The 982-nt window shown below is 70.3% G+C and carries 1 protein-coding gene; it reads right to left on the bottom strand.

The window, feature by feature from the left end; translation table 11 throughout:
* Window positions 1–81 precede the first annotated feature (81 nt).
* A partial coding sequence (locus I53_RS04920) for a DUF1501 domain-containing protein (protein ID WP_043347327.1) occupies window positions 82–982 on the bottom strand: 901 nt, incomplete at its 5' end.

Here is a 982-nt window from a genome sequence, read left to right as displayed (position 1 = left end):
CGCTGCGCTCGCGAGGACGGCGGCCCCGAATACCCAGTCTCAAGTGGGCCGGGTGCGACGCCTCAGTCTTCTGCTTGCCCCCTACAGCAGCGCGAGATCCGCCGGCTCCGCGCTCGGGAAGATCCGGCGCAGACTCGCCTGATCGAGCCCGTAGAGGCGCTGGAACAGCCCGCCGAGCAGCCCCCGATAATCGGTGAGCACCGGATAGTCCCGGTTCTGGAACAGGTGCGCCTCGTCGGCCCGCACCTGCGGTCCGGCGATTCGCCCACCCCGGACGCCGCCGCCCAGGATCCAGTAGACGCTGCCATGGCCATGGTCGGTGCCGCGGCTGCCGTTCTCCCGGAAGGTGCGCCCGAACTCCGACAGCACGACCACCACCGTGTCGGACCAACCGGGCCCGATCTCCTCGACGAAGCCGGACAGGCCCCGCCCCAGCTCGCCGAGCCGGTCGGCGAGGTAGCCGGTGCCGGCACCCTGGTTCACGTGCGTGTCCCAGCCGCCGACATCCACGAAGCCGAGATTGAAGTTCTCGCGCATCAGGCGGCCGATCCGCCGCGCCGACAGCTCGAAGCCCTTGGGCGAGACCGCTCCGCGGTCGGCCTGACCGGCATGGTCGGAAATCGTCTGGTAGACCGCGTCGCGCACCCGGAACCCCTCGGTCACGGCGGCGGCCAGCTTGGTGTCGCTGTACATGGCGGCGATGAGGCGCGCCTGCCGGTCGTCGATGCCGGGCTTGCCGACGCCGTTGATGGCGATGTTGGGCACCGTCTCGCCGCCCCGGAAGATCAGCGGCATCTGATCCGTGAAAGCGATCGGCCGGACCCGGGTCAGCTCCGCGGCCAGCCGGGCCATGAAGCCGGAATTGTAGTCGCGGCCGGACCCGACCGTCTGGCCCATCTCGATCGTGTCCTGGGTCTCGAAATGGCTCCGGGTCAGGTCGTCGGTGCCGGCGAAGGGCACGAAGGCGGCCTGACCCTTGGCG

Origin of the sequence: Methylobacterium sp. B1, from assembly GCF_000333255.1 — a bacterium.
Lineage (GTDB): Bacteria > Pseudomonadota > Alphaproteobacteria > Rhizobiales > Beijerinckiaceae > Methylobacterium > Methylobacterium fujisawaense.
Note: the sequence above shows the minus strand (reverse complement) of the source record. Positions and strands in the feature narration are given on the sequence as shown.